This is a genomic window from Nocardia sp. CS682, assembly GCF_004634405.1.
Taxonomy (GTDB): Bacteria; Actinomycetota; Actinomycetes; order Mycobacteriales; family Mycobacteriaceae; genus Nocardia; species Nocardia ninae.
The window spans coordinates 2,469,803-2,493,674 of record NZ_CP029710.1 but is presented as its reverse complement, the minus strand read 5'-3'; the positions used below and the strand labels follow the sequence as shown (position 1 = coordinate 2,493,674).

Below are 23,872 nucleotides of genomic sequence, written 5' to 3'. Positions count from 1 at the left end.
GTTTCATCGGTCAGCGACTGAACGGACGAACGGCGGAGCCCGGGGCCACCGGACGTATCGAAATCTCTAGCGTCAACCTGGCATACCGCAACGGTATCGAGGCGGGGCGACGCGAGCAACGGATTTCAGCCCAGCGGGGGCGACGTGCCTCGATCGATCGAAGGTGTCGGCTCCGACGGAATCCCGTCGGGAAGTGTCAGCGCCTGCTCGCCCGGCGGTAGCCGATGGTGGCGGGGATGGCGAAGAGAAGGATCGCGCCGAGGGACCAGAGGAGGGTGAGGGTGAGGGGGCGGGCTAGGGGGCCTTCGAGGGCCAGGGCCTTCATGGCGTCTACGGCGACGGACATGGGTTGGTTGCGGACTACGGGTTGGATCCACTGGGGGTAGGCGGCGAGGGGGACGAAGCCGGTGCTGAAGAACATCATCAGGGAGGTGAGGATGGTGATGGCTTCTACCAGGGTGGCTTTGGCGGTGAAGACGGCCACGGCGGTGACGACGGTGGCGAAGGCGAGCCCGAAAAGTACTGGGATGAGCAGGAATACGAGGGTCGCGAGGATGCCCTGGTGGAAGCGGAAGCCGAGCAGGTAGCCGACGAGGATGATGGCGAGGGTGCCCGCGAAGATGCGGCACCCCTCGGCGAGGATGCGCGAGGCGAGCCCGGACGCGCGGTGCACGGGCAGCACCCAGAACCGGGCGAGTAGCCCCGCATCCCGCTCGCGGCCGAGCAGGACACCACCGGCGACCGCGCCGGACAGCGCACCGACGAGGGTGACCATCGGTACCGAACCGAAGAGAGCGCTCTCCCCGGTGAACTTACGGATCTGGCCGCCGATGACGGTCTCCAGCATGATCAGCAGCAGGCACGGGATGATCAGGGTTTCCAGCAGCGTGATCGGATTGCGCGTCCAGCGCAGCAGCAACCGCTGGGTCTGAATCATGGTGTGCTGCAACAAAGACGCTGCCGACACCTCCGAACCGGTGCGGGTGTCTGCGGTGTGTTGAGCCAGCAGCGCCATCACGCCCTCCTCGAACTCAGTCGGATGGTCAGCGGAATACACAGGGCGAGAATGGCGATCGCCCACGCCAGCGGCGGCCCCATCAACGACCAGGTCACCTGGCCGGCGTTGCCCACCGTGTCCCCGGCCAGCGCACGCAACCCGATCGCGAATTGGGACACCGGCTGATTGCGCACGAAGGGCTGCACCCAGGCCGGAAACTGATGGGCCGGCGCCAGACCCGTCGAGAGCATGCCGAAGATCAACGGCGGCAACACCAAGGCCTGGGTCGTCGCCTCCGGACTGCGCGACACCGTGCCGATCACATCGGCGCCGAGCATCAGTGCGAGCCCGACGAGCATCGCGAACAACAGGAAGCCGATGGTGTGCACGCTGTCGAGACGGAACCGGAAGCCGATCACATGACCGCAGATAACCGCGGTGACCAGCGCGATCGCCAGCCGGAACAGGTTTCCGGACATGCGCGCGGCGACGGGCACGAGCGGCCCGACCGGCATGGACCCGAAGCGCCGATTGAGTCCCGCGACCGAGTCGGTAGCGGCCCGGAACGCGGCCGAGATGGCCGTGAACGCGGCGGCCTGCAACACCACGATGGGCATCATGAACTGGGCATAGCTGCTGAATCCGGTGCCCGCGAAGGTCATCACCGTCTTCAGCGGTATGTAGAAGCTGGCCGTGAAGGCCGCGGGCGCCAGGATCGAGGCGAGCACCTCACCGGTTTTCACCGACGGCACGATCAGTCGCGTCGTCAGCACCCACCACTGCTGTGCCCGCACCGGCGTGGCCCGGGTCTGCGTCAACCAGGTGCCTACGGTCATGAGACCCGCTCCGCATCAACAGCTTTCAGGTCAGCGTCGGCTCCGTCAGCGGAGGCCAGGTGACCGGTCAGCTGGAGGAACACATCATCGAGCGACGGCCTGCGCAGCGCGATATCGACCAGTTCGACGTCCGCGCCGTCCAAGCGGCGCAATGCTTCCGCGAGGGTCTTCGCGCCGTCCGGCGCCGGGATCGCGATCCGGTCCGAGTCCGGCGTCATCGCGGCCCGAATATCCTCCGGCAGCAGCGAACCGAGCGCATCGGCGATGACCGGCAGATCCTTCAGATCCAGCGGCACCACCTCGCAGTAACTTCCACCGGTCCTGGACTTCAGCTCGTCCGCGGTGCCCTGCGCGATCACCACACCGTGGTCGATCACGATGATCCGGTCGCTGAGCGCGTCCGCTTCCTCCAGGTACTGCGTGGTGAGCAGGGTGGTGATGCCCGCCTTCTTGAAGCTGGTCACCAGATCCCAAACCCCTTGCCTGCTACGTGGATCCAGGCCGGTGGTCGGCTCGTCCAGGAACACCACATCCGGGCGAACAACGAGACCGCACGCGATGTCGATGCGCCGCCGCATGCCGCCCGAGTACGTGCCGACCCGGCGGCCCGCCGCGCCAACCAGATCGAACTCGGCGAGCAGTTCGTCCGCCCTGGACCGGGCGGCGCGCTTGCGCAAACCCATCAGCCTGCCGAACATCACCAGATTCTCGTAACCGCTGAGCATGTCGTCGAGCGCGGCGTACTGCCCGGTCAGCATGATGGACCGGCGCACCGCCGCCGGGTCGGCGACCACGTCGTGCCCGGCGACCACCGCGCGTCCCCGATCGGGGGTGATGAGCGTCGACAGGACGTTCACCATGGTCGTCTTCCCGGCGCCGTTCGGGCCGAGGATGCCGAGCACCTCGCCCGGCTCGGCGACGAAATCGACGCCACGCAAAGCTTTTACGGCGCCGAAGGACTTCTCGATCCCTTCGACGACGACTCCTTGTTCGGAATTCATCCTCGGCCTCCCAGATGTTCGTCGAGCACGCGCGCGATGATCGGCAGCACGTGCGGTGCGGTCAGTTCGTCGTGGGTGACCTCGACGTCGTGGTTGCTGATCTCACCGGTTACGTACGGCCGCCAGCCGTCGGGACCGAAGATGTCGGAGGTATCGATGGTCGCGCTGAAATACACGATGTCGCCGTCGAATACCGGTCGTCGATAGCCGGTACGGGTCCGCGCCGACGCGTTGTAGGACGCGGCCATCCGCTCGATGGTGTCCGCGTCGATGAGCGAAACACCGCCCAGCCGTTCCCGAATCAGGTCGGCGGCCTGCTGCGCCGTCGCCTCGGCGGGGACGTCGTCGATGCCGAAGACCGAGCCGAAGGAGTTGACGAACGCGCCCGCGCTGAGCCGTTCGATGCTGTCGCCGTCGATATCGGCGGTGTCGGCGTCCAGCAGTGCCACGACGCCGACGGTCTCGCCCGCCTGCTGCAGCTCGGCAGCGATGGCGTGCGCGATGAGCCCGCCGAACGACCAGCCGAGCAGGTGGTACGGGCCGCTCGGCTGGATGGCGCGGATCTCGCGCACGTATCGGTCGGCGAACTCCTCGATCGAGCGGGCCGGTGGTTCGTGGCCGCCGAGATCGGGCGCTTGCAGGCCGTAGATCGGCCTGCCCGGCCGCAGGGCATCCGCCAATCCCAGGTAAGTCCACGACATCCCGGAGGACGGGTGAACGCAGAAGAGCGCGGGTTCGGTACCGTCGGGGCGGATCGGCAGCACCACGTCTAGGCCGAGTCCGGTGGGTGCCGCCGGGGTGGGCTGTGCGGCGGCCTGCGCGGCGATGGCGGCGGTCTCCTCGTCCGCCGCGGTGCGTGCTGCCGGAGACTGAGCGAATTCGGCGGCGGCACACAGCGTGTCGACCCACAGGTCGGCCAACTCGGCGACCTCGTCCTGCGACAGCAGCTCTGCCGGGAAGCCGAAGCTCGCCTGCAACCGGTCACCGACCACTACAGCGTTCACGTCGATCGCTGATTGCAGTGGCACAGCGGGATGTTCGGTGGCATGCAGGTCGCCGAGTTCGTCGGTGGGCAGCCAGCCGAGTCCGTCGAGCCCGGCGGGAATGTCACCGGTCGAGTACCGGCCGAGGTAGTTGAAGCTGACCTGGCCGGGCAGTCCGGCCGGAAGTTGTTCGGCCGTGGCCGGATTCAGGTAGCGCAGCAGACCGAAGCCGATGCCCTTGTCCGGCACCGCGAGCAGCTGATGCTTCACGGTGCGGATAGCCGTGCCCATCGCCGGACCACCGGCGAGTGCGTCGTCGAGGTCGATGCCGTCGAGGTTCAGCCGGACGGGGTAGATGCTGGTGAACCAGCCGATCGTGCGGGACAGGTCGGCACCGGGAATCACTTCCTCTTGCCTGCCGTGCCCTTCGAGCCGCAGCAGTGCCTCGGTGGTTCCGGCGGCACGAGACCGCCAGCGCACCAGCGCAATCGCCAACGTGGCGAGCAGCGCGTCGTTCACCCCACCCTGGAACAACCCGGGCAACGTGGTGAGCAGCGCGGTGGTGACCTCCGGGGAGACCTCGCGGTCGAGCATGCGCAACGTGTGCGCCTGGTCGATGGTGGGGTCCAGCGGGCGGGAACCGATCAGCGGATCGGGCCCGGTGATGACGTCCTGCCAGTAACCGAGCTCGGAAACCCGCTTGTCCGTGTGCGCCGCGTCGACCAGGGCGTACGCCCACCGCCGCATCGACGTGCCGGTCTCGGCGAGCACCGGGGTGTTGCCGACCGACACCTGCGCCCACGCGGCGACCAAGTCCGGCACCAGGATGCGCCAGGAGACACCGTCGATGACGAGATGGTGTGCCACGACGATCAACCGTCCGGCGCGCGTGCGGGTTCCACCATCGCCCACCGGGTCGAGCCAAATGAACTGGAGCACAACACCGTCGACCGGATCGAGCCGGTTCATCGCGGCGTCCAGCTCGGTCACCGCGTACTCACGCAGCTCGACCGAGTCGGCGGCGGCGTCGAACTCGATGCGGTGCACGAGCGCGTCCACCTCGACCGAACCGACTTCGCCGACCCGCAGGCCCGGCGCACCGTGCTCGTCCGGGGAAAGCCGGGCGCGCAGCATGTCGTGCCGGTCGATCACCGCCGCCAGCGTGGCGACGATCTGCGCTCGATCGATGCCGACGGGCAGCTCCAGCACCGCCGTCTGTGCGAAGCGGCGGTAGTCGCCGCCGCGTTCGAGCATGTAGTGCACGATCGGCGTCAACGGCAGCTCGCCGACACCGCCACCGGGCAGCTCGTCCAGTGTGACTACCGCCCCCGCGGCGTCGGCCGCCGCGGCCAGTGCGGCCACGGTCCGGTGCTCGAACACCTGCAGCGGTGTGCAGTGCACGCCGTGTTGCTTTGCGCGGGAGACGAGTTGGATGGCGAGGATGCTGTCGCCGCCGAGCGCGAAGAACGAGTCGTCGGCGCCGACCTTGTCGAGTCCGAGCAGCTCGGCGAAGATACTGGACAAGGCCTCCTCGGTCGGGGTTGACGGCGCGCGGTACTCGGTGCGATCGGCCGTGAACTCCGGTGCGGGCAGCGCCTTTCGGTCGAGCTTGCCGACCGCGGTGAGCGGGATGGCGTCCAGCACAACGAAGGCGGACGGAACCATGTAGGCGGGCAGCGTGTCGGCGGCGACGGCGCGGACCCGTGCGAGGTCGAGCTCGGCGCCCGGCGTACGCACCAGATAGGCAGCCAGCGCGGTCGCCCCGGCCGGACCGGGGACACCGAGCGTCACCGCGAAATCGACACCGTCGACCCGGCCGAGCACAGCGTCGATCTCGCCGAGTTCGATGCGCTGACCACGCACCTTGACCTGGAAGTCGGTGCGGCCGAGATACTCCAGGGCCAAGCCGGCGGTGGTCCGCGTCCAGCGGACCAAGTCGCCGGTGCGGTACATCCGCTCGCCCGCTTCGCCGAACGGATCGGCGATGAAGCGGCCCGCCGTCAAACCGGGTCGAGCGTGGTAACCGCGGGCCAGGGCGGGCCCCGCCAGGTACAACTCGCCCGCGACGCCGACCGGCACCGGACGCAGCCGGTCGTCCAGAACGAGGGCGGCAGCACCGCGCACCGGCGTGCCGATGGACACCGGTTCGCCGACGACCAGTGGCGCGGAACCCGTTGCCCAGATGGTGAATTCGGTCGGACCGTACAGGTTGACCATGGTGCGATCGGCGGCCCAACGCTCGACCAGTTCGGCCCCGACCGCCTCACCCGCCACCGCGAGCACCCGCACACTCGATACCTCGCCGGGATCGAGGGTGGCCAGCGCCGACGGTGTGATCACAAGGTGGGTGACCTGCTCTGCCGCAATCAGGTCGGCGAGGGCGCTGCCACCGAATACCTCCGGCGGAGCGACCACCGAGGCGCCGCCGGAGCCGAAGGCCATGAGCGCCTCGAAGACCGAGGCGTCGAAACTCGGTGAAGCCACCTGCAATACCCGGGAGTGCTCGTTGAGCCCGAGCGACTCGCGTTGCGCGACAATCAAGTCGGCGATGCCGCGGTGCGACACCGAGACACCCTTCGGCGTTCCCGTCGAACCGGAGGTGTAGATCATCCACGCCGGGTTGTCCGGTCGGATCGGGCTCGGCAGTTCGCCGTCGTCCAGCGGACTCGCACTCGCCTGGCACCAGCGCCCGACCAGGTCAACGTCGTCCAGCACCAGCCAGTGCGTGCTGTCCGGCAGCAGCGGCCGGTAGGCGGCCACCGTGAGACCCACGCGGGCCTGAGAATCGGTGAGCATGTGGTCGATGCGCTCCACCGGATGCTTCGGGTCGACCGGAAGGAAGGCCGCTCCGACCTTCGCCGCCGCCCACATGCCGGTCAGCAGTTCGGCCGAACGGGGAAGACCGAGGGCGACCACGGATTCCGCGCCAACGCCGGCCTCCAGCAGGAGGCGGGCCAGCCGATTGGTGTGTGCGTCGAGCTCCCGATAGGACGTGGTGTGTCCGGCGGCGACCACTGCGGGCCGGTCCAGGTACCGGTCCATGGTCGCGGCGAGCAGCGCGGGAAGCGTTGTCGTCCCGGCACTCTCGGGGCCACGCACCGGCACCAGGGTGGCGCGTTCGGTGTCGTCGAGGATGTCGATATCGGCGAGCCGGGTGTCCGGCTCGGCCAGCACGGTCGCGAGTACGCGCCGCCAGCGAGTGGCGAACGCCGCTACCGTTGCCGCGTCGAACAGGTCCGTCGCGTAGGTCAGCACACCGGACAGCCCGGCCGGACCCGTCTCGCCGAAACGCTCGCGCAGGTCGAGGGTCAGATCGAATTGTGAAGTGCGCCGGTCGAAGTCCTCCACCTCGAACCGCAACCCGGGCAGCTCCAGCACCGGCTCTACGAAGTTCTGCAACGTCAGCGACACCTGGAACAGGGGATGATGCGCCGTCGATCGGGTCGGATTCAACACCTGCACAAGGCGTTCGAACGGCACATCGGCATGCGCGAACGCATCCAGATCCACGGCACGCACCGCGGTCAGGAAGTCGCCGAATCCGGCGCCCGGGTCGACCGGCGTGCGCAGCGCCAGGGTATTGACGAACATCCCGACCAGCTCGTCCAGCGCTTGCTCACCGCGTCCGGCGACCGGCGTGCCGATCACCACGTCGTCGGTGCCGCCGAGTCGCGCCAGCAGCACCGCGAGCGCCGCATGCACGACCATGAACAGGCTGACATTGTGCGCCGACGCGAATTCGACCAGGGCACGGTGCAATTCGGCATCGATGGTGAATTCGACGTCGGCACTACGCATGGTCTGCACTGCGGGCCGAGGCCGATCGCTGGGCAACTCCAGCACATCCGGCGCCCCGGTAAGCGTGTCGTTCCAGAACTGAAGCTGCCGCGCCGCCATCGAGTCCGGATCCGACTCGCTACCGAGCAGCTCGCGATGCCACAGCGCGAAATCGGCGTACTGCACGCCCAGCGGAACCCTGGTCGTCTCGGCGCCACCGACCCGCGCCGAATACGCGGCGACCAGATCGGCCGCCAGCGGCGCCATGGACGCGCCATCCGCGCTGATGTGGTGCACCACCAGGACGACGATGTGCACGGCAGGGGTAGCGGTGTCGGGGGAGTCGCCGACCACTACCGGCGTTGTCGCCATCGAGTAGCCGGACGATACCGGTGGGGTGCCTGCCGACGGGCTGGACGCCACGGGTGCAACGCCTGCCGATGGGCTCGAGGTGACGGGTGGGCCGCCCGCGGAAGGGCTGGACGCCCCGGATGGGGCGCCTGCGGAAGGACTCGATGCCACCGGCGCGGACACCGCGAACGTGCCGGCCCAGGCCGGGTCGGAATGCGCGTTCTCCGCGTCCGCCGTGACGATCCGGAACAACCCGACACGCAGCGGCGGCTCCTTGGCGATGTCGAACCCATTGCCCGCCAACGCGTTGATTCGAGCGCGGAGCGGCGCACCGTCCGCGCTGTCCACCAATGTCAGGGTGGGCGCGGCCGTCTCGGTGCTCATCACCACCTGCCGGGGGCCGTCGGAGTCGGCGGGGTAGATCGTGCGCAGGCTTTCGTGCCGGTCGACGACGTCGGCGAGGGCCAACCGCATGGCGTCCACGTCGAGCGCGCCGGTCAGGCGCAGCGCGACGGCGATGTTGTACGCCGACGAGGTGGGGTCGAGCCGGTTGAGCACCCACATCCGTTGCTGCGCGGGGGACAACGGGATGCGGTCCGGCCGGATCCGCGGCGCGAGCGCGAAGCGGCCGGGCTTGCCATCCGTCGCGGGGACCACTCGGCCGGACAGCTGGGCGACGGTGGGCGCGTCGAACAGGTCACGCAGCGCGATCGTCGATCCCAGCGCCGAATTGACCCGGGCGACAACCTTGGTCGCGCTGAGCGAGTTGCCGCCGAGTTCGAAGAACGATTGGTCGACACTGACCCGCTCGCGGCCGAGCACGTCACCGAACACCTCGGCCACCGCCTGCTCGACCGGTGTGCGCGGCGCGAGGTAGGGCCGGTTGGTGTCTGAGAAGTCCGGCACGGGAAGGGCTTTGCGATCCAGCTTGCCGACCGGCGTCAACGGAATCGAGTCCAGCACGACGAGATAGCCGGGCACCATGTACCCGGGCAGCTCGGCGGCCACCTGGACGCGCAGTCGCTCGGTATCCAGTTCGACCCCCTCGGCGGGCAGCACATACGACACCAGCACGGTCGCGCCCGCCGGCCCGGTCCGCCCGATCGTCACCGCGTACTCGACCTGCTCGTCCCGCGAGAGCACCGCGTCGATCTCACCGAGCTCGATGCGCAACCCGCGAATCTTGACCTGGAAGTCGCTGCGCCCCAGGTACTCCAGCTCGTAGCCGCCGTCGCGACCAACCACCCAGCGCACCATGTCGCCGGTCCGGTACATCCGCTCGCCCGGCTCGCCGAACGGATCGGCGACGAAGCGACTCGCGGTCATCTCGAACCGGTTGAAGTAGCCGCGGGCAAGGGCGGGCCCGGCCAAGTAGAGCTCGCCCGCGACGCCCACGGGCACCGGCCGCAACCAGGTGTCGAGCACCATGTTCGCCGCGCCGCGGATCGGCCCGCCGATGGTGATCGGCTCGCCTGCAACGAGTTCCGCCGGTCCGGTGGCCCAGATGCTGAACTCCGTCGGACCGTACAGGTTCACCATCCGCCGCCCGACGGACCAGCGTTCGATGAGCTCGGGCGTGGCCGCCTCGCCGGCGACCGAGAGCACCCGCAGGTGGTCGAGATCGGTCGGGTCCATGGTGGCGAGCGCGGACGGCGTGATCACCGCGTGGGTGACCCGTTCGGTACGCAGCAGTTGTTCGAGTTCGCTGCCGCCGTAGACATCGGGCGGGGAAACGACCAACCTGCCACCCGAGCCGTGCGCGGTCAGCAGTTCGAACACCGAGGCGTCGAAGCTCGGTGACGCCACCTGCAACGCACTCGCCGTCGGATCCAATGCCAGCGAGTCCCGCTGGGTGGCAACGAGGTTCGCGATACCCCGATGGCTGAGCAGCACGGCTTTGGGCTTGCCGGTGGAACCGGAGGTATAGATCAGGTACGCGGTCTGATCGACATCGATCGGACCGCCGCGCTCCTCGTCGGTGATCGGATCGGCGGACACCGTCATCACCCGGCGGATCGTGTTGAGGTCATCGAGCAGCAGCCAGTCGATGCTGCCCGGCAGCGTCTCACCGGTCGCGGTGACCGTCACGCCGATGGGCGCTTTCGAGTCGGACAGCATGTGCTCGATCCGCTCGACCGGATAGTGCGGGTCCAGCGGCGCGAACGCCGCGCCCGACTTGGCCAGCGCCCACACCGCGACCACCGACTCCAGCGAGCGCGTGAGGGCGAGCACGACGAACACCTCCCGCCCGACGCCCCGGCTCAGCAGCAGCCGCGCGAACCGGTTCGACCAGGCGTCGAGCTCCCCGTAGGACATGGTGAGCTCGCCCGCGCTGACCGCGATGGCGTCGCCGTCGATGGCCGCACCGGCGGCGAGGATGTCGGGCAGCGTACGCACGGGCAGCGACTCCGGTCCACGCACCGGCAGCAGCGCGGCACGTTCGGCGTCGTCGCAGTACTGCACCTGCGAGACCAGGGCGCGCGGGTTGTCGGCCAGCTGGGTGAGCAACCGGACGAAGCGATCCAGCAGCGGTCGCGCGTCCGCGGCATCGAGCTGATCGGCCATGAATTTCAGGCTGACGCGCAAGGTGTCGTGACCGTCCGCACCGCGCAGCGGAATGATCATGAGATTCAACGGGTATGGCGTCGCGTCGGTGCCTTCGACGTCGAGCACCCGCATGCCCGCGATGTCCAGCGCCTGCGAGAGCGCCTCCCGGTCGATCGGGTAGGACTCGAAAACGGTGAGGGTGTCGAACAATTCGGCGAGACCGACGGCCTGATGGATGGCGGCCAGCCCGACATGCTGATGATCCATCAGCCGGGCCTGCTCGGCTTGCACGCGGGCGAGCAGGTCGGCCACCTTCTCCGCCGGATCGAGGCGCACCCGCACCGGCAACGTATTGATGAACAGGCCGACCATCTCTTCGACACCGGCCAGCTCCGGCGGCCGCCCGGAGACCGTGCCGCCGAACACCACATCGGTGCGGCCGGTGCGCATGGCGAGCAGCATCGCCCAGCTCGCCTGCACGAGAGTATTGACCGTGGCACCGGACTCGCGCGCGGTCGCCGCCAAGCGGGCGACGGTGGCGGCGGACAGCTCGGTGGACAGCATGCCGGTCTCGGTCGATTCGATGCCCGCCAAGGTCGGCACCGCACGGGTAGGGGTATCGATGCCGGCGAGCGATTCCCGCCACGCGGCAATCGATTCGGCGTCGTCCCGCTCGTCCAACCAGGACAGGAATTCGCGATAGGAGTGCGCGGGCGGCAGCGCCGAGGCGTCACCCGCGGTGACGTACAGCGTGAGCAGCTCGCGCACCAGCAGCGGCGTCGACCAACCGTCCAGCACCAGATGGTGATTGGTGAGCACGAATCGGTAGGCGTCGGGGGCGGTGCGGATCAGCGTGAAGCGCACCAGCGGTGGCCGGGTCAGCTCGAAGCGGGTGCGCGCGTCCAGCGCGATCACCCGGTCGAGTTCGCGCTGCCGCAGCTCGGCATCGTCGATCTCGGCGAGATCTACTTCCTGCCACTGTATTTCGGCATCGCCTAGGACGAGCTGGCGTGGACCGTCGTCGGTTTCCACATAGGCGACCCGCAAGTTCTCGTGCCGGGCCACCAAAGCCTGTGCGGCGGCCCGCAACCGGGTCGCGTCGACGGTGCCCGCGAGGGTGAGCAGCGACTGCACCGTGTAACCGTCGGCGGTATCGGAGTCGTAGAGCGCGTGGAACAGCAGGCCGTATTGCAGCGGCGAGAGCGGCCACACGTCGGTGAGAGTGGGATAGTCGCTTTCCCAGGTGTCGATCTGCGACTGGGTCACCGGGACGAGCTCGAAGTCGGACGGTGTGCGGCCGCCCGAGCCTGCGGACTCGGCATGCGCCGCGAGCGCTCGGAGCGCCTCGGTCCACAGCTCGGCGAGCCGGTCGACGTCGGCTGCGTCGAGCAGCCGAGATGCGTACGCCCAGGTCACTTCCAAGCCGGTGTCGGTGAGCACCGCGTTGATATCGACGACGGCGGCCAGCGGCGCCCGATCGTCCTGGGTGGCCGCAAAGCGTTGCGGCAGCCACGGCCCGGTGTCGGCGCCGGTGGTCGCCCGGCCCAGGTAGTTGAAGCTGATCTGCGGCGCGGGCCCTGCGGCGAGGACAGCGGCGGTGTCGTCGGTGAGGTAGCGCAGCATGCCGTAGCCGACACCCTTGTCCGGTACCGCCCGCAGCTGTTCCTTGGTGGACTTGATGGCGGTGCCCGCCGCGGCGCCACCGGTGAACGCGTCGGCGAGATCGACCCCGGTCAGGTCGACGGCCACCGGATACACGCTGGTGAACCAGCCCACCGTGCGCGCGACATCGGCGCCGGGCAGGATCGCCTCCGTCCGTCCGTGCCCTTCCAGGGTGAACAGCGTCGCGGTCCGCTCGCGCCACCGCCCGATCGCCATGGCGAGCGCGGCGAGCAGCACATCGTCTGCGCTGCAATGGAATCGATCGGGTGCGGTGCTGAGCACGGTGTGCGCGATATCGGGCGTGATGACGGTCTGCCGGTGCGCCATGGTCGCGACGACATCGACGGCCGGGTCCAGGGTGTCCGCACCGAGCGCCGGATCGGGGGTCGCCAGGATGCGTTGCCAGAGCGGCAACTCGGCGGCCCGTTCGCCCGCCTGCGCCACCTGGCCGTGGGCCCAGCGCCGGAACGAGGTACCGACCGGTGCGAGGGTGCCGCCCAGCGCCGCGGTGGCGAGATCGGGCAGCAGGATGCGCCAGGAGACACCATCGGTCACCAGGTGGTGCAACACCAACCAGAGCACGGGCTCCGCATCGCTGTGCTCGATCAGCACGAAGCGGGCGACCACCCCTGCGGCGGGATCGAGCAGATCGGCGGCGCGCTGCAATTCGCGCTCGTACGTTTCCTCGCTATCCGGTCCTGCCGCGACGACATCCACCAGGGCTTCGGCAGTCACCGAACCACGGTCGGCCACCACCCATTCCCAGTTCCCCGCGGTGTGCCGCAGCGACGAACGCAGCAGATCGTGCTGGTCGAGCAGCGCCTGTACGGCCGGGACGAGGCGAGCTCGCTCGAACCCGGCGGGCAGTCCGACGAGCACCGCCTGAGCGAATCGTCGCCAGCTGTCGCCCTGATCCAGCATGGCGTGCACGATCGGCGTGAGCGCGACCGCGCCGACCCCGCCACCGGGCAGCTCGTGCACCACCTGTGCCCGCACCTCGGTGGCGACGGCGGCCAGCGCGGCAACGGTCTTGCGCTCGAACACATCCCGCGCAGTGAGCCCGATACCCGCGGCTTTGGCCCGCGACACCAGCTGGATGGACACGATGCTGTCCCCGCCGAGCGCGAAGAAGCTCTCGTCGACCCCGACCGACTCCAACCCGAGTACCTCGGCGAACAGCGCGGCCAACGCCGCTTCGCGCGGGGTGGACGGCGCGCGGCTGACGATCTCCCGCGCCCCGAAATCCGGTGTTGGCAAGGCTTTGCGGTCCACCTTGCCGAGCGGTGTGAGCGGGATGCTGTCCAGCACCATCACCACCGCGGGCACCATGTAGGCCGGAAGTGTCTGTCCGGCAGCTGCTTTCAGCGCCTCGGGATGCACCTCGGCGCCAGGCTTCGGCAGTACGTAGGAAACGAGCGCGGTGGCACCGGATCCCGTCTCGGCCCCGACCGTGATCGCGAAGTCGACATCCGGCTGCCGTTGCAGCGCGGCATCGATCTCCCCGAGCTCGATGCGGAAGCCGCGGACCTTCACCTGGAAGTCACTGCGCCCCTGGTACTCAAGCTCGAGGCGACCGCCGCGATTGGTCCAGCGCACCAGGTCGCCGGTGCGGTACATGCGCGCCCCGGCCGCATAGGGGTTCGCCACGAAACGCTCCGCGGTGAGCCCATTGCGCCGGTGGTAGCCACGGGCGAGCCCGGCACCGGCCAGATACAGCTCACCGATGGTGCCGAGCGGGACCGGCCGCAACCACGGGTCGAGCACCACAGCCTCGACACCGGGCACCAGACTGCCGATAGTGACCGGTGCGCCAGGGGCGAGCCCTTCGCTCAATGTCGCGGTCACCGTGGTTTCGGTCGGGCCGTACCCGTTCAGCAGGGTGCGACCGGACCACTTGGCCACCAGCTCGGGCGGGCAGGCATCGCCGCCGACGATCACGGTGCGCAGTTCCGGCAGGGTCGCCGGATCAAGCGATCCCACAACTGTCGGCGTGACGTTGAGATGGGTGACGCGATGGGTGCGCAGAACTTCGGCCATCTCCTCGCCGGCGTACGCGGCGGGCGGCACGACGGCCAGGGTGGCGCCGCACGCCAAGGTCACCAGGATCTCTTCGACCGAAATGTCGAAACTCGGCGAGACCGCATGCGCCACCACGGAATCGGCGGTCACGCCGAAGCCTGCCCCGGAGCCGGAGGCGAGGTTGGCCAGTCCGCGATGCGAAACCAGCACGCCCTTGGGCAATCCGGTCGATCCCGAGGTGTAGATGATGTACGCGACCTGATCGAGGTGCATGGCGACGGTGACGGCGGTCGTGTCCTGCTCGCGCACGCTGCGCGTGGTCACCTCGTCATCGAGGATCAGCCAGGTCACCCGCTCCGGCAACGACTTCCGGGCGGCCGCGACGGTCACCCCGGCGACCACGCCGCTGTCGCCGACCATGTGCTCGATCCGGTCGGCGGGATAGGTCGGATCGATCGGCACGAACGCCGCACCGGTCTTGGCCACCGCGATCATCGCGAGCACCGACTCGGCCGAGCGGGGGATCGAGATCGCCACGGCGCGTTCCGGTCCGGCGCCGTTCGTGATAAGCACCCTGGCCAGCTGGTTCGTGTACTCGTCGACCTGACGGTAGGTCAATGCGGTAGCCCCGGCTCGGATCGCCACCGCATCGGGATCGAGTGCCGCACCGGCCGCGAGGACTTCCGGCAGCGTGCGGGGCGCAACGCCCACGGGCCCACGGGCAGGCACCAGCTCGGCGCGCTCGTCGTCGGACACGACCGGTACCGTCGAGAGTGCGGCATCCGTTCCCGCAGCGAGGAATTCGTGCAGGAACAGCAGGAACCGGCGATGGTGCGCCGCCAATTCCGCATCGCTGTACAGGTTCCCGTTGGCCTGGAAATCGATATGGGTACTCTCGCCGCCCACACCGGGATACACATTGACGAACAGATCATCGATCAACCCGGAGGTCAGCACGTGCAGGCGACCGGTCACCGCACCGAGCTGAATCCTGGTGTCCACCATCATCAAATTCACCGAGGGCCCGAACGACGCGGTCTCGTCCATCGGCCAGCCCAGGTCCCGGAAGATGTCCTCCTGGCGGTAACGCTGCCGCCGCAGCGCCCCGGTCAGCTCACCCTGGGCCGCTCGAATGACATCGCCGACCGTGGTGGTCGGCGTCATGGTCAGCCGCAGCGGAACGACATTGGCGATCATGCCGCCGGACCGGCGCAGTACCGCCGTGGTACGCGCCGAAACGGGCAGGCTCAGCACAACTTCGGGCGCGCCGGTCATCGCGGCGAGATACGCCCCGAACGCCGCGACCACCGTCGGCGCGACACCAGAGGAGGCCGCCTTCGCGACGTCGTCGAGCAGCGCGGTGGTCGCTGCGGGCAGCGCACCCGCGACGCGACTCGGATGCGCGTCGACAGCGGCGGTGCGACCGGCGAGACTCACCGGATCGGCCATCCCGTGCAGATGCTCGAGCCAGTACTCGCGGTCGGTGCCGAACCGATCCGAACTGCGGTACGCCGCATCGGCCTCGACGATCCGGCGCAGATCCTCGGCCTTCGCGGCGGGTGGCTCCTTGCCCTCGACTGCCGCGTTGTAGAGCTCCCCGGTGCGCTGCACCATGGTCAGCGCGCCCATGCCGTCCAGCACGATGTGATGGATCCGGGAGTACCAGTACCAGCGGTCGTCGGCGACCCGCAGCATGACGACGCGCACCAGCCGGTCGCGGGTCAGGTCGAGCGGAGCGTCGTATTCGGCCCGCATCCACGCCTGTGCGGCGGCCACCGGGTCGCGCTCGCCGCGCAGGTCCAAGGTGTCCAAGGTGTCGTCGAGGGTGGTGTCCACGAACTGGTAGGGATGGCCGTCGACCTCGACGAGCCGCAGATACCCGGTGCCGAACTCGCGGCCCGCCTGGCGCGCCGCATCGGCGAGCAGGTCCAGGTCGATCGGCCCGCTCAACTCGACGTACTGGGCGATGGAGATCGGAGTGTCGCCGGCGATGTGCTGGGCGAACCAGATGCCGCGCTGGGCCGCGGACAGCTCGAAGGCGTCTTCGGGCAGATCGGGGGTGTCCATGGGCAGCGCGCTGCCGGATTCGGTGGGCGAGGGGAGAGGCTGTTGCATGAATAGTCCTACGTTTTTACCGCCCGCAGCTGCCGCGGAGTGACCGCCGCTGAGCCACCGCGGTAGTGGTAGTACTTGCCGCACAGCTCGCGACAAGATTCATTCTGAACCGATGCCGTGTGCACCGATGGCGTTTGCCGACATGAGGGGAGAACATGCCGACAGGCGCGTCCCGAACGGACATCGTCCGGGACGCGCCTGGGGAAATCAGGCCGACTTCGGCAGTGCGAACTCGGCCGCGGTCAGCGGTGCGTCGGAGCCCGCGAGGTAGCGCTGCAACGTCGAGCGGTCGTCCAGCATCAGCCAGGAGATCGCGTCGGTGAGCTCGCCGCGCTGCAACTTGGTCGTCACACCGAGGGCGGTACCCAGCGCGAACGAACCGTCGTCGGTGATCGGCGCGGGAGTGGCGCCGATCTTGACGATGGCCCGCTCGGCGACCACGGACTCGATCTCATCGGTGATCGCGATCGCGATCCGGGTGTTGGCCGCGGCGCCGATCCCGAGCAGCAGCCGAGCCAGCCGGTTCGACCAGCTGTCCAGTTCGGCGTAGGTGAGCGTGCAGTCGCCGGTGGACACCACAACCGCGTTCGGATCGACCTCGGCGACGGGCCGCGCGAGCGGGAGCAGGCGGATGTTGTCGAGCGATTCGGTCAGCGTATGCATGGTGGTTGTTCCTCGAAGTCTCGGTGAAGAGGTTCTCTTGCGTACCTCTAAATCTCGGCTACGAGGCGAAACTTCGACAGCAACCCAAGCGCTGGTCGAGGTACCTCCCAGGGTGGGGAAAATTTCACCCCAGGGGTACTGCGGAGCTGGACGGGCTCAGTCGGTGACGAACCCGTTGAGCGTGCCGCTCAGATCGGCGAGCAGCGCGCGGGCGGCGGTGAGGCCGTTGCCGTGCCAGACGGTGTCCTCGACGGCGAACACGCGCTTGTCGGTCGCGGCGCCGAGGTCTTTCCACTCCTCGGTGCGCAGCACCGTCTCGCCGCGCTTCTTGCCCTCTTCACCGGCCAGGAGCACGTAGATCAGGTCGCCCTCCACCTTGGTGGCGAACTGGTCCGGGGTGACGTCGAAGGAGGGGCCGCGCTGCGCGGCAGGCCGCTGCACACCCGCGTCGCCGATGACCTGACCCGCGAAGCTGTTGTTGCCCTGAACTTCGTTGGTATCGGCGGTGAATCGGATGAGCGAGGCCTGAGTTTGATTGGCGGCGATGTCGTTGCCGGTGGTGGTTGCCTGGGTGCGGTAGTCGTCGAGCGCGGTGTCCGCGGCCGCGCGCCGACCCAAACCCGCTGCGAGCGCGGTGAATTCGGCCTGCCAGCTGTTGTTCGCGCCGACCAGCACAGTGGGCGCGATGGCCCGCAATGTGTCGAAACTCGCGGTGGCAGTGGGGATATCGCCGAGGATGAGGTCGGGGTGCAGGTCGGCGATGAGCTTCGGATCGGGCTGCGCGGCGGAGCCGACGCCCGGGATCTTCAGCACGCCGGTGCCGAGATAGGCGGGCTGCGGGCTCGGGCCGTCCAGGGTGACCGCGCCGACGACGCGTTCCCACAGACCGACCGCGCACACCGCGTCCAGCGCCGAGGTGGTGAGCACGACGATGCGCTGCGGGTCGGCGGGCACCTCCGAGACGCCTGCGGCGTGCGTGACGGTGCGCGTGCTGCCGTTGGCTGGATCGGGTGCGCTCGGCAGCGCACAGGCCTTGCTGGTGTCGCGTTCGAGCCCGACCACGCCGGCACCGGCGATATTCGTGGTGGTGCGCACGATGCTGCTCGCGTCGTCAGGTGTGCTGCTGCACCCCGCCACGACGACCGTCGCGCATAACGCAGCGACGGCGACGATCCGGCGCCGTGCCACGCGGGCGGTGCCGGATCGGGGAGAGGCTGTGCGGTTTCCGGTGCGAACGTAGGCGCTCAGCGGCATGCGGGTGAGGGTACATGCGTGCCGTGGGCACGGCGGGAAGTGCCCACCGTGCCCGCGGGCCGATAGCGATGGCTGCGCCAACGGCCGCGCGGAACCCTGGGTGCGCCAAAGGATTCCGTGCGGCCGCCGCCTCAGTCGCTGTCCCCGCCGATGCTGAACCGCGCGCCGGTGACATCGGCGACCGACGCCATCCGGCCGTACGGGGTGTCTTGCGGCGCGGACAGCACCGTGCCGCCGAGCTCGACGACCCGCGCGGCCGCCTTGTCCACGTCATCCGCGCCGAAATACACGGTCCAGCTCGCGGGCACACCCTCGGGCAGGAACGCGGCAGCGTCCATCACCCCGCCGAGCATCGGGCTTTCCGAGTGGATCGTGGTGTAGCGGAACTCGGGTGCGTCGGAGATGGTGAACGGGTCCTGCCAGTCGAACACGGTGCGGTAGAAGTCGAGCGAGGCGTCGTAGGCGCGAGTGTGCAGTTCGAACCAGGACGGCGCGCCCGCGTGGTCGCGCCACTTCCCGTCGTTGACCAGGGCCTGGGTCTCGAAACCGGCGAATTGGCCTGCCTGCCAGATGCCGATGCTGGCGCCACCCACATCGCCGATGACCGCCATCCTGCCGACCTCGCCGACCGGCATCGGCGCCAAGGCCACCGAAGCGCCTTGCGCGACCGCCTTTTCCACGGTGGCCTCGACGTCGGGGCTGGCGAGGTAGATCGTCCACAGCTCCGGGCTGTCGACGTCGCCGTCCATCCGCCCCATCGCGCCCGCGACGGCGCGGCCGTCCTTGCGGAAGGTGACGTAGCCGCCGAACTCCGCGCCGGCCCGCTCGGCGGTCCAGCCGAACAGCTCGCGGTAGAAGGTGATGCTGCGGTCGAGGTCGGAAGAGTAGAGATCGACCCAGCAGGGATCGCCGGGCTTGGGCTGGTTCTGGTCGGTCATAGCTGGTCTCCTGGGCGAGGGTGGAAGACTGATCACCGATATAGACGCCCGCCGCGCACGAAACTCATCGCGGCGGCCCGGTCCACCCGGACCAACGAAATACGACACAGAGTAGGACCCGTGCGGATTGCTGCGGCAGCACGGTTTACGATTCCAGAAGCGCAAGCGAACTGTCGTCTGTTCCGACATGGGGATGGATGCAAGCAGCGGAGCCTGCGGAGCGACCTAAAGGCACCTTCAGGAGGATCAGTGACTGCGGTAGAGCCCCAGCCAGTCCAGCAGTTGGAAGCGACTCGGCCGTATCCGGCGCGGACCGGGCCGAAGGGTTCGTATCTCTACAAGATGGTCACCACCACCGACCCGAAGGTCCTGGGCACCATGTACCTGGTGACCGCGATGAGCTTCTTCCTCATCGGTGGTCTGATGGCGCTGTTGATGCGGGCCGAGCTGGCGCGCCCCGGTCTGCAGTTCCTCTCGCCCGAGCAGTTCAACCAGCTGTTCACCATGCACGGCACGATCATGCTGCTGTTCTACGCGACGGCCATCGTGTTCGGCTTCGCCAACATCGTGCTGCCGCTGCAGATCGGCGCCCCCGACGTGGCCTTCCCCCGACTGAACGCGTTCAGCTACTGGCTGTACCTGTTCGGCGGCACGATGGCGACCGCGGGCTTCATCACCCCGGGTGGTGCCGCGGACTTCGGCTGGACCGCCTACACCCCGCTCACCGACATCCTGCACTCGCCCGGCGTCGGCGCCGACCTGTGGATCCTCGGCCTGGCCGTCTCCGGTCTGGGCACCATCCTCGGTGGCGTCAACATGCTGACCACGGTCGTCTGCCTGCGCGCGCCCGGCATGACCATGTTCCGGTTGCCGATCTTCACCTGGAACATCGCCGTCACCAGCGTGCTTGTCCTGCTTGCCTTCCCGCTGCTCACCGCCGCGCTGTTCGGACTCGCCTTCGACCGTCACCTCGGCGGCCACATCTACGACCCGGCGACCGGCGGCATCCTGCTCTACCAGCACCTGTTCTGGTTCTTCGGCCATCCCGAGGTGTACATCATCGCGCTGCCGTTCTTCGGCATCGTGTCCGAGATCTTCCCGGTGTTCTCGCGGAAGCCGATCTTCGGTTACACCACGCTGGTCTACGCGACGCTCGGTATCGCCGCGCTCTCGATCGCGGTGTGGGCGCACCACATGTACGCCACCGGTGCGGTGCTGCTGCCGTACTTCTCGTTCATGACGTTCCTGATCGCCGTCCCGACGGGTGTGAAGTTCTTCAACTGGATCGGCACCATGTGGCGCGGTCAGTTGACGTTCGAGACACCGATGCTGTGGTCGATCGGCTTCCTGGTCACCTTCCTCTTCGGTGGTCTGTCCGGTGTCATCCTGGCCAGCCCGCCGCTGGACTTCCACGTCACCGACTCGTACTTCGTGGTCGCGCACTTCCACTACGTGCTCTTCGGCACCATCGTGTTCGCCACCTTCGCGGGCATCTACTTCTGGTTCCCGAAGATCACCGGCCGGATGATGGACGAGCGCCTGGGCAAGTGGCACTTCTGGGCCACCTTCGTCGGCTTCCACACCACCTTCCTGGTGCAGCACTGGCTCGGCGCCGAGGGCATGCCGCGTCGCTACGCCGACTACCTGCCCAGCGACGGCTTCACCGTGCTGAACACCATCTCCACCATCGGCGCGTTCATCCTGGGCGCCTCGATGCTGCCGTTCGTCTGGAACGTCTTCAAGAGCTTCCGGTACGGCGAGGTCGTCACCGTGGACGACCCGTGGGGCTACGGCAACTCGCTCGAATGGGCCACCACCTGCCCGCCGCCGCGGCACAACTTCTACGAGCTGCCGCGGATCCGGTCCGAGCGCCCGGCCTTCGAGCTGCACTACCCGCACATGATCGACCGGATGCGCGCCGAGGCGCACGTCGGCTGGGGTTCGGGTAAGCACGCCACCGAAGTGCACGAAGGCGCAGTGGCAACGAAGTAGAGATCAGTAAGACGACGAGTGTGCACCTGCTGGTGACCAGCGGGTGCACACTCGTTTGTGCAGTACCGGAGCGCGTGACAACGAGGTCCAGCAACAGCTACGGCAACTTCGAATCTGGAGTACACACAGTTGGCCGACACAACCGTTCTCGTCACCGTCACCGGGCCCGACCGTCCCGGTGTGACGTCCGTACTGCTCGCGGCGATGTCCCGGCACCAGGTGAGCCTGTTGGACGTCGAGCAGGTCGTCATCCGCGGTCGGCTGACCCTCGGCGTGTTGGTCACCTGTCCGGGTGACCCGGAGTCGTTGCAGGACGAACTCGAGGAAGCGATGACCACCGTCGGCATGCACGTCGACGTCGAGGTCGACGCGGCGATCGGCAGGCAGCCGATGTCCACCCACGCGGTGGTCGTGCTCGGCGCGCCGGTCACCGCGCACGCGTTCAGCACGGTGTCCCGGCGGCTTGCTGCCCTCGGCGCCAATATCGACTCCATCCGTGGCATCGCGGACTACCCGGTCACCGGGATGGAGCTGCTGGTCACCGCGGCCGACACCAGCGCGGACACCGACGCACGGCTGCGCACGGCGTTGGCCGAGATCGCGGTCGCCGAGCAGGTCGACGTCGCGGTGGAGTGGGCCGGACTGGCCCGCCGGGCCAAGCGCCTCATCGTGTTCGACGTCGACTCGACGCTCATCCAGGGCGAGGTGATCGAGATGCTCGCCGCGCACGCCGGGGTGGAGGAAGAGGTTCGCAAGGTCACCGAGGCCGCCATGCGCGGCGAGATCGACTTCGCCGAGTCGCTGCGGCAGCGGGTCGCGACGCTCGAGGGTCTGGACGAGTCGGTGATCGAGGAGGTGGCCGACCAGATCGAGCTGACCCCCGGCGCGCGGACCACCATCCGCACGCTGCGTCGGCTGGGTTTCCGCTGCGGCGTGGTATCGGGCGGGTTCCGTCAGGTGATCGAGCCGTTGGCGCACGAACTCGAGCTGGACTTCGTGCAGGCCAACACCCTGGAGATCAAGGGCGGCAAGCTGACCGGCCGGGTGGTCGGCGAGATCGTCGACCGCGCGGCCAAGGCCACCGCGCTGCGCAAGTTCGCGGCCGAGGCGGGCGTGCCGATGGAACAGACGGTCGCGGTCGGCGACGGCGCCAACGACATCGACATGCTCAACGCGGCGGGGCTCGGGGTCGCGTTCAACGCCAAACCCGCGCTGCGCGAGATCGCCGACGCGGCTCTGTCGCATCCGTTCCTGGACGCGGTGCTGTACGTCCTCGGCGTCACCCGGCACGAGGTGGAGGCCGCCGACGCCCGTGACGGATTGCTGCGCCGGGTACCGCTGAGCTGACCACGGCGTACCCGGTGTCGTAGACCCGGTCCGGTCGTGGCCGTCGGTAGGCTGGCGCCGACCAGGATCGTCGGGTGAATCGGAGGGTGCGTTGCGGAAATCTCTGCTTGTGCTGCTGCTCGGCTTGTCTGTAGTGGGTTGCGGCAACAACGATTCGACCGACGGGGACGCGACCTCCTCGGCCGCTTCGACGTCGGCCCCCGGGCCTGCCGCGGTGACGGCCACCGAGCCCGACAACGGCCAGGAGCGACGGCTCGCCGTCGGACAGCACCTGGTGGTGACGCTGCCCGCGAATCCGTCCACCGGCTACCTGTGGCAGATCTCCGAACTGGATGCGAATGTGCTGCAGGCGCAGGGCGATCCGGGGTTCGAGACGGACCCGAACGTGCCGGTCGCCCCCGGTGCCGGTGGCAGTTCGGTGTGGACCTTCGCCGGTAAGGCCCCGGGCAGCACCAAGCTCTCGATGCAGTATCTGCGACCGTGGGAGCAGGGTGTCGAACCAGCGCAAACGTATTCGTTGACGATCAAGGTGGAGTGATGTCGAGCATCCCGGAATGTGGTGCCGGAGTCCGGGACGCCGTGGCAGACCCGATCGAGCCGGCCGAGTTCGACGAGGCAGGCTTCCGCGTCCGGCACGCGGAACTGGCGCAGGGCTACGGCGGCGCGGGCGATCCCGACGACCCGGCCATGGTGCAGGCCATGCAGATCGTGCTGCATCTGCCCAAGGTGGACCCGCCGCCGCGCAGTGCGGTGCTTGCCGCGGCGGCGACCGCGTCGGTGGCGCTGTGCCTGGACGAGCGGGTCGGTCCCGGTGGCGAGTGGGCGCAGCGTTATCTGGCCTGGAAGCGCTCCCGTATTCGCAAAGTCAGTCGGCGTGCCCGCGGTGCTCAGTGGCTCGCGGCCAACGAGGTGGACGGCGTCACGGTCGAGGTCGAGGGCGCGCAGGCCAGGGCGCTGGTCCCGGGGCCGGTGGGCGAGGTGGACCCGCGGATCAAGCGGTTGCAGATCGGCGGCACCGACCTCGAGCACGACGAACCCGGCCCCGCCGACCCGAAACTGCCGGTGCTGTGGGTGAATTCGGCGCTCGGCATGACCGTGGGCAAGGCGGCCGCGCAGGTCGGGCACGCGAGCATGCTGCTCGCGGGTGCGTTGACCGCGGCGCAGGCGCTGCGGTGGTCCGAGCGGGAGTTCCGTTGCTCGGTACGGGACGCCGACGCACGACTATGGCGGACGCTGGCCGATGAGGTCGCGCGTGGCACGGCGGTGGCCGTGCGTGATGCCGGGTTCACCGAGGTGGCGCCCGGCTCGATGACGGTGATCGCGGTACCCGCGCGATCCTGGTGAGGGGTAGCCCTGGTGCGTCGCGGATGTGCGAGGCCGCTGGGCGCGT

Annotated in this window: 11 protein-coding genes; 4 read left to right on the top strand and 7 right to left on the bottom strand. The window is 68.7% G+C overall.

Translation table 11 applies throughout. The features are described from left to right. Nucleotides 1-196 precede the first annotated feature (196 nt). The 7 genes from DMB37_RS11115 to DMB37_RS11085 all read right to left on the bottom strand — a co-directional run bounded on the left by DMB37_RS11115 (nucleotide 197) and on the right by DMB37_RS11085 (nucleotide 19,143). Nucleotides 197-1,015 (bottom strand): ABC transporter permease, encoded by an 819-nt coding sequence (locus DMB37_RS11115; RefSeq protein ID WP_135232631.1) that lies wholly within the window; start codon nucleotides 1,013-1,015, stop codon nucleotides 197-199. Then, on the bottom strand, nucleotides 1,015-1,833 hold the full coding sequence (locus tag DMB37_RS11110) for an antibiotic transporter (protein WP_135232630.1): 819 nt from the start codon (nucleotides 1,831-1,833) through the stop codon (nucleotides 1,015-1,017). The genes DMB37_RS11115 and DMB37_RS11110 overlap by 1 nt, the downstream gene beginning before the upstream one ends. Next, nucleotides 1,830-2,834 carry an ATP-binding cassette domain-containing protein gene (locus tag DMB37_RS11105; protein WP_135232629.1) on the bottom strand — a complete coding sequence of 335 codons (1,005 nt, stop codon included), beginning with the start codon at nucleotides 2,832-2,834 and terminating at the stop codon, nucleotides 1,830-1,832. Before DMB37_RS11105 ends, DMB37_RS11110 begins: the two co-directional genes overlap by 4 nt. Continuing rightward, nucleotides 2,831-16,288 (bottom strand): non-ribosomal peptide synthetase, encoded by a 13,458-nt coding sequence (locus DMB37_RS11100; protein ID WP_135232628.1) that lies wholly within the window; start codon nucleotides 16,286-16,288, stop codon nucleotides 2,831-2,833. Before DMB37_RS11100 ends, DMB37_RS11105 begins: the two co-directional genes overlap by 4 nt. A 207-nt stretch (nucleotides 16,289-16,495) precedes the next feature. After that, nucleotides 16,496-16,951 (bottom strand): AMP-binding protein, encoded by a 456-nt coding sequence (locus tag DMB37_RS11095; protein ID WP_135232627.1) that lies wholly within the window; start codon nucleotides 16,949-16,951, stop codon nucleotides 16,496-16,498. Nucleotides 16,952-17,107: 156 nt separating this feature from the next. Further along, nucleotides 17,108-18,205, bottom strand: a complete 1,098-nt coding sequence (locus tag DMB37_RS11090; RefSeq protein WP_135232626.1) for an ABC transporter substrate-binding protein — start codon at nucleotides 18,203-18,205, stop codon at nucleotides 17,108-17,110. A 131-nt stretch (nucleotides 18,206-18,336) separates the two neighbouring features. Further along, entirely contained in the window at nucleotides 18,337-19,143 is an 807-nt protein-coding gene (locus DMB37_RS11085; RefSeq protein ID WP_135232625.1) for a VOC family protein, read from the bottom strand. A gap of 249 nt (nucleotides 19,144-19,392) precedes the next feature. On the opposite strand from DMB37_RS11085, the gene ctaD reads away from it, so the two are divergent. The 4 genes from ctaD (at nucleotide 19,393) to DMB37_RS11065 (ending at nucleotide 23,826) form a co-directional block, all read left to right on the top strand. Further along, entirely contained in the window at nucleotides 19,393-21,135 is a 1,743-nt protein-coding gene (gene ctaD / locus DMB37_RS11080) for a cytochrome c oxidase subunit I (RefSeq protein WP_135232624.1), read from the top strand. Between the two features lie 129 nt (nucleotides 21,136-21,264). Next, entirely contained in the window at nucleotides 21,265-22,482 is a 1,218-nt protein-coding gene (gene serB / locus DMB37_RS11075) for a phosphoserine phosphatase SerB (protein ID WP_107658561.1), read from the top strand. A 91-nt stretch (nucleotides 22,483-22,573) separates the two neighbouring features. Further along, nucleotides 22,574-23,020 (top strand): protease inhibitor I42 family protein, encoded by a 447-nt coding sequence (locus DMB37_RS11070; protein ID WP_135232623.1) that lies wholly within the window; start codon nucleotides 22,574-22,576, stop codon nucleotides 23,018-23,020. Next, nucleotides 23,020-23,826 carry an aminoacyl-tRNA hydrolase gene (locus DMB37_RS11065; protein ID WP_135232622.1) on the top strand — a complete coding sequence of 269 codons (807 nt, stop codon included), beginning with the start codon at nucleotides 23,020-23,022 and terminating at the stop codon, nucleotides 23,824-23,826. The genes DMB37_RS11070 and DMB37_RS11065 overlap by 1 nt, the downstream gene beginning before the upstream one ends. The last annotated feature ends 46 nt before the right edge of the window (nucleotides 23,827-23,872 follow it).

Coding starts and splice junctions, on each gene's coding strand:
- DMB37_RS11105 (WP_135232629.1), bottom strand. CDS start 2,834: ATGAATTCCGAACAAGGAGTCGTCGTCGAAGGGATCGAGAAGTCCTTC.
- DMB37_RS11100 (WP_135232628.1), bottom strand. CDS start 16,288: ATGCAACAGCCTCTCCCCTCGCCCACCGAATCCGGCAGCGCGCTGCCC.
- DMB37_RS11090 (WP_135232626.1), bottom strand. CDS start 18,205: ATGCCGCTGAGCGCCTACGTTCGCACCGGAAACCGCACAGCCTCTCCC.
- DMB37_RS11110 (WP_135232630.1), bottom strand. CDS start 1,833: ATGACCGTAGGCACCTGGTTGACGCAGACCCGGGCCACGCCGGTGCGG.
- DMB37_RS11115 (WP_135232631.1), bottom strand. CDS start 1,015: ATGGCGCTGCTGGCTCAACACACCGCAGACACCCGCACCGGTTCGGAG.
- DMB37_RS11085 (WP_135232625.1), bottom strand. CDS start 19,143: ATGACCGACCAGAACCAGCCCAAGCCCGGCGATCCCTGCTGGGTCGAT.
- DMB37_RS11095 (WP_135232627.1), bottom strand. CDS start 16,951: ATGCATACGCTGACCGAATCGCTCGACAACATCCGCCTGCTCCCGCTC.
- DMB37_RS11065 (WP_135232622.1), top strand. CDS start 23,020: ATGTCGAGCATCCCGGAATGTGGTGCCGGAGTCCGGGACGCCGTGGCA.